Below are 5,085 nucleotides of genomic sequence, written 5' to 3' on the forward strand. Positions count from 1 at the left end.
TCTGCATGTCGAGGAAGGTCTTTTCCTCCATTTTCAGATTGCCGCTGCCGCGAAAAGCGTTGACCGGATCCTGTTTGAATTCGCTGATCCAACGGTACAAGGTATTGTCGGATACACCCAGTTCCCGAGCGACTTGCGCCACCGGTTTTCCCTGTTCCTGGATCATCCTCACGGTTTGGATTTTGAAGTCTTTGTCATACTTTTGACTCATCTTCGGACACCTCGATTTTGCTGAATTTATTGTCGCATTCTCGATTCTCGGTGTCCACTATTCAGTCTAGCATCAATCCCAGCTTATATGAGCCCTCATCTGGTAACAAGGTGTGGGCTATTTGACGTTTTCAAAAATTCGAGGAGTTTTTTGATTTAACACCGTAGTAGGTTGTTTATTTTTAATCTCACTACACTTTTATTTAATAAGAGCAGAGAATGAGAGACCGCTTTTGGAGTAGGCGGGAATCTCATGTACTCCATCTTTGTTCTTACTTGTTTGTTCTTACTTGGGACGAGACAGTCTGAAACTCAGGGGGAGTGTTTCAGACTACCCCATCGTACCCGACCGTGTTGCATTTTGTATTATCAATAATCCTAAGAGAGGATGATCTAGAATGACATGCACACAAGCAAACCTTACTGCAACGACAGTAACAGCACCCACTCCATCCAATATTACCGGTGCTACAAAAGCCGGGACTAATCGTAGGTTATTTGTGTGCGACAACCCTGAGGCTCTCACTAGCACAATTGGATTCGGCACCAATAACATGGCAACCCTGTGGCATGATACTGTATCAGGGCGTACCCGAGTATCTTACCGTATCTTTATTTGGCATGCTAACCAAATAGGATCAACGGCGAGAATAGCTGTAACGGTTGGTAACGCTTCTCTTACCGATACTTTGAGAATCGAGAATTTACGATGGGAATTGGCAGCGGAGACCCCAATCACACAAGATTTTCTTAGTGGTACTGGGTTGTGCTTAGCAAAAGCGCAACTTGGCAGAACCCTTAATGCAACGACTCCTGTTGATAGTGTAATTAATACCAATAGTGTCGGGGTAGTAAAAGAATTCGGAATTAATCAAGGTAACGTAAAAGGCGCTGTCCTTGAATTTGATATTGTAAGTTCTAGTGGTTCTGCGATGCAATATAAAGTCCGCACAGTTGTTGCTAGAACTTCGACTGCTGACTTTAGAACTCAGCAAGCCGCACCGGTTAGTCTCGTAAAGACACATCCTAGAGGTTCCTGGGACTTTTCAGACATAATTGGTAACACCATAACCTATGATCTGGGCTCTGGGAAAAAAAGTACAAACATCTCGAATGGTTCGACGGATAATTTGTTTAAGGCCGACAGTTCTTGCTATGACTATACCAATGCATTACCAAACACCGGTCACTATGGAGCAAATTATGCTGTCACTGTAAATCTTTCAAACAATACCGGTTCTACAAAAACTGCTGTTCTTTATCTTAATGCAAGAGCAGGTAACTATGTTGGTGCAGTGAAAGTCAATGGCGGAACCACCTATGGAGTTCCCAAGATAACACCTTCAACTGGAGGCGCAGTAGAAATACATCGGGTATCTGTCCCGAATGGAACAACTATCCCAGTACAACTGGAGTTCGCTCATGCTGGTGGATCAGCTCTCGCAGTTGCTGTTATGTGTGATACCCTTTAAATAAGATGAAGGCTATGGAATAATCCCATAGCCTTTTTTTCATTTCAAATAATCTTTGTTATCAATCGTAAGTCCAGGGAAAACCGTATATTCATTCAAATCCCTCTCGTTAGATACTTGAATCGAAGTTATTTTCCCGTTAGAGGGATGCGTCCCGGAGAATGTAAAATCCCAATCCGCCACCTTAAGCAAGTCTTTATCCATCTTAGTGATTACTTGAACACGAACGGTCAATTTTGACTTAACATAGGCTACATCACGAAATTTAAAATCTATAATATTCGAATCAAATCCTGAAACAGGCATGATCTCTGACTTGTTAAGTCGGTTTGATGTGAAATTCTCGTCTAATAAGGCAAGTGCCCCTTCCATATCTCGGCTGTCATAAGCAACAAAAAATTCCAAAATTTTATTTCTTGACCATACCCATACCCCCCGATCAATTTCTTGTTCACTTGTCCATGTATCTGGATTTACAATGACAGAATTTTTCGCTGCATCCCATTGGACAACACTATGAAGTTCCTTTGAGACTGTGCTTATGGGAACCAGGACTCGCCCATTAACCACCTTAGGTGATACATCCGTAGCGATAGATTTCCCGTTAATAATCAGCTTTACGTTTCCTGAAGCAAAAACTGCTCCAGTAATACCCAGGACCAACAGTAAACTTAGTAAAATGGATAAAATAATCTTTTTCTTCATTATCGCCTCATCCTCCATCATTTCTTCTTTTTACTTTTTTAACAACGTTAATTATATTAACTAAAAATTGTAACACCTCCCATAGAGATTAGACACCAATTTTGACTTAAAAGTTGCAATGCAAACGTCAAATAACCCACACTTTGTTATCAAGATTCTGGATGGCCACTTAAACGTTCCTCGTTCCAGACGATGGTAGAACAGTCAGAAGCCGTTGTGTTCTCAGTACAGGGTTTGGGAGCTTATTGCGCTCATGGTTGCAAAACACGAACAGCCATGGGGACAAGGGATCGACCCCAAAACTTTCTTACATAAGAGCGGCTAATCCATCGATGGACTTTGTTAGATTCGTTGCCCCGCAAGCCAGATAGACGCGCTGAGCGTCGGTTAGTGTCATCATGGCAACGCTAGTGCTTGCACGATTTGGCGAAGCAGCTTAGGCTCGAATCCTGCATGAAGCTCAATGCTGGCTTACCCAAAACGAACAACAAGAGAAGACATGGAGAAGGTTTGAGCGGATGGATCGTCGACGGTAAGCGTCACAAAAAGAGTCGAAGGAGTCGACAAGGCGGAAGAAGGAGCTTCATTCCGCTCCGCTTTACGAAGCCAGTATTTCAGTTGGTTCTTAGTAATGTAATTCGCGGTGCACCACCCAGACATGGTGAGATCGTTGGCTTTATAGTCCGCGATTTCGCACAGTTTACTCTTGACGACGTTATTCTCTGGTAGTTATGAGACAACCTCCTTGATTGGGCTACCTTCATTTTCTCATGGACGACTGAAATGTGTTGAAGGAAGGCCGAGAATCATAACCTAATTTCATCGAAAGTGTCTATATAACACTTGTTTTGTACCTTGGCTATATTTTTTGCAAACTGAATTCCTCAAAATTCAAGTGACTTCTGTTTTTTCTCAAATGGTTGTTTTTGGGGTAAGTTCTAACACTGTAAATTATAGGAAGAATTATTAACGGGAGGACAGGTACATGAATCCGATTGCAGCAATTTTCGACGGCCCTAAAGTAAAAACACAAAAGGGAGCATTAAAGAAACCTTTTTTACTCTCACCTGACATTATTGTTCAGCGTTTCTTTTCATATCCGGAAAACGTTTATCTTCTTTATTTATTCCTTGACAGTCAATCTTTAGAATGTTGGAAGAGGTTGGAGGATGCCTTTTGCAATTTTTATTTCGAAGTAAGATTTACCAAGTATCTCAGTTCGACAATAAAGTTTACATTTATCGACTATGAAAGAAGGAGAAGAAGAAGAGAAGAGAGGAATATTGTCATATTTGACATGGGATTGTATGAGGAGAACGATAAGACATTCGGTGAAAGATATTTATCTCAAAATAATGATGACGAGAACTCCATAGTATTGAGTCCAGATCCCCAAAAGATGCTCGATTCACTATCTAATGAGTGTATTTATAAAGCGTTTTCTGAACTTACACAAAATCAAAAGATAATTCTTACATTCTCATACTCCATGTGCTATTTGGATAAAGAGATTGCTGAAAAATTGTCTATTACACCTCAAGCTGTATCAAAAACCAGGAACGCTGCACTTGCTAATCTTAGAAAACGAATCGAGTGTACCAGTTTGAAACCTCTAACAAGAAGGGAGGCGAATTAAATGAATAGCTCAGAATGGTCTTCTTTTATGATAACGGCCATTGGAAATTTTGGTTTTCCTATTGTAATTACAGGCTATCTGCTTATACGTTTCGAGAAAAAAATTGAACATTTGAATAATTCCATCCAAGCTCTAGCTCATGTTATCAGAGATGGAGGAAAGAGTAAATGAAAGAAAATAAGAGTAATCTTCGTGAATTGGTAGGAGCGGCCCAAAGCGGAGATCAAATAGCTTTGTTGGAAATTGTCCAGAGATTTTATCCTCTTATTAAAAAGGTAAAGAGAAAAATGATTTTGCAAGAGAGAGATGATTTGGAACAAGAGATATTAGAGAAAATAATCCGTGTGATTCTTACCTTCGATATAAATTCGTCAGCAGATTTAACTTATTTCAGAAATAGTATTAAAGATTTTGTAAGGGAAACGGCGGAAATCGAGTAACACTGTGAAAACATTATATTTTTTAGGGAGGACTTGTCCATGTCGTCGAATAATTTAATCGTATTAACTCGCGGTCAATCATATCCGTTTGAACTGCTTGGTCTTTCTCAAGAAAGTGAGTTGGACCGTATCGTTTGTGCAGTTTCATTGAACTGTGGTCATTGTATCAAGTTGCTTCCTCTACTCAAAGAATTTGATGAAAACTCAAAAATCGAATTTCTTCTTATTACCAATGGAACAGACGATGAGAATACAATTATAAAGGAACATCTCGGATTTCAATTTAAAATCATCTCATTTACTAACCGGGACTATTCAGAAATTGGAATTAGTTGTTACTGCCAACCCATATTGGCCGGAATATGACAGTGTTAGGTGTCCAAGGTTTGCCAGAAATCGTGTCCTTAGTGAAGAGATAAGAGGAAAAGTCAGCACGGATGACTTTCCCTCTGCTTGTCGTTAGACGAACCGGACTTGGTAAATATCTTTACTCCTCAAGTTGAATCGCGCTTCTCTCATGATGACATACCAATTCCGGTCAAGCTCAAGCCGGCACCGAATACCGCGATCACCAACGCGTATCTCAAAGCATTCGCCACAATGCACCGCGTAGGTGCCTCCT

Annotated in this window: 9 protein-coding genes; 5 read left to right on the forward strand and 4 right to left on the reverse strand. The window is 40.6% G+C overall.

Annotated features, from left to right (window positions below; translation table 11 throughout):
- The coding region (locus F560_RS0121805; protein ID WP_019007833.1) for a transposase at positions 1 to 211 on the reverse strand (211 nt) is incomplete at its 3' end.
- Positions 212 to 608: 397 nt separating this feature from the next.
- On the opposite strand from F560_RS0121805, the gene F560_RS25845 reads away from it, so the two are divergent.
- Complete coding sequence (locus tag F560_RS25845) at positions 609 to 1,682, forward strand: hypothetical protein (protein WP_156829099.1); 1,074 nt, start codon at positions 609 to 611, stop codon at positions 1,680 to 1,682.
- A gap of 39 nt (positions 1,683 to 1,721) precedes the next feature.
- Here F560_RS25845 and F560_RS24780 read toward each other — a convergent pair whose 3' ends face one another.
- Positions 1,722 to 2,387, reverse strand: coding sequence for a stalk domain-containing protein (locus F560_RS24780; protein ID WP_169449923.1), 666 nt, complete (start codon positions 2,385 to 2,387; stop codon positions 1,722 to 1,724).
- A gap of 471 nt (positions 2,388 to 2,858) precedes the next feature.
- Positions 2,859 to 3,086 carry an IS66 family insertion sequence element accessory protein TnpA gene (gene tnpA / locus F560_RS26690; RefSeq protein ID WP_425393294.1) on the reverse strand — a complete coding sequence of 76 codons (228 nt, stop codon included), beginning with the start codon at positions 3,084 to 3,086 and terminating at the stop codon, positions 2,859 to 2,861.
- 286 nt (positions 3,087 to 3,372) lie between these two features.
- Between tnpA and F560_RS0121815 the strand changes: the two genes are divergently transcribed.
- From F560_RS0121815 to F560_RS25850, 4 genes are read left to right on the forward strand one after another with little or no spacing between them, the layout of a single operon-like run.
- The gene (locus F560_RS0121815; protein ID WP_019007835.1) at positions 3,373 to 4,023 is read left to right on the forward strand and encodes an RNA polymerase sigma factor; all 651 of its coding nucleotides are present in this window, start codon (positions 3,373 to 3,375) and stop codon (positions 4,021 to 4,023) included.
- Positions 4,024 to 4,194: a YvrJ family protein gene (locus F560_RS25390; protein WP_019007836.1), complete on the forward strand. Its 171-nt coding sequence runs from the start codon at positions 4,024 to 4,026 to the stop codon at positions 4,192 to 4,194.
- Positions 4,191 to 4,463 carry a helix-turn-helix domain-containing protein gene (locus F560_RS0121825; protein WP_019007837.1) on the forward strand — a complete coding sequence of 91 codons (273 nt, stop codon included), beginning with the start codon at positions 4,191 to 4,193 and terminating at the stop codon, positions 4,461 to 4,463. Before F560_RS25390 ends, F560_RS0121825 begins: the two co-directional genes overlap by 4 nt.
- A gap of 39 nt (positions 4,464 to 4,502) precedes the next feature.
- Entirely contained in the window at positions 4,503 to 4,829 is a 327-nt protein-coding gene (locus F560_RS25850) for a hypothetical protein (protein WP_156829100.1), read from the forward strand.
- Positions 4,830 to 4,922: 93 nt separating this feature from the next.
- On the opposite strand, the gene F560_RS26040 is transcribed toward F560_RS25850, so the two are convergent.
- Positions 4,923 to 5,069: a DUF5348 domain-containing protein gene (locus F560_RS26040; RefSeq protein WP_245554830.1), complete on the reverse strand. Its 147-nt coding sequence runs from the start codon at positions 5,067 to 5,069 to the stop codon at positions 4,923 to 4,925.
- Between the last annotated feature and the right edge of the window lie 16 nt (positions 5,070 to 5,085).

Source organism: Cohnella laeviribosi DSM 21336 (assembly GCF_000378425.1).
Taxonomy (GTDB): Bacteria; Bacillota; Bacilli; order Paenibacillales; family Paenibacillaceae; genus Cohnella; species Cohnella laeviribosi.

Excerpts from the sequence above, each read along its gene's own strand:
- F560_RS25390 (WP_019007836.1), top strand. The coding sequence starts at position 4,024 with ATGAATAGCTCAGAATGGTCTTCTTTTATGATAACGGCCATTGGAAAT.
- F560_RS0121815 (WP_019007835.1), top strand. The coding sequence starts at position 3,373 with ATGAATCCGATTGCAGCAATTTTCGACGGCCCTAAAGTAAAAACACAA.
- F560_RS24780 (WP_169449923.1), bottom strand. The coding sequence starts at position 2,387 with ATGAAGAAAAAGATTATTTTATCCATTTTACTAAGTTTACTGTTGGTC.
- F560_RS25845 (WP_156829099.1), top strand. The coding sequence starts at position 609 with ATGACATGCACACAAGCAAACCTTACTGCAACGACAGTAACAGCACCC.
- F560_RS25850 (WP_156829100.1), top strand. The coding sequence starts at position 4,503 with ATGTCGTCGAATAATTTAATCGTATTAACTCGCGGTCAATCATATCCG.
- F560_RS0121825 (WP_019007837.1), top strand. The coding sequence starts at position 4,191 with ATGAAAGAAAATAAGAGTAATCTTCGTGAATTGGTAGGAGCGGCCCAA.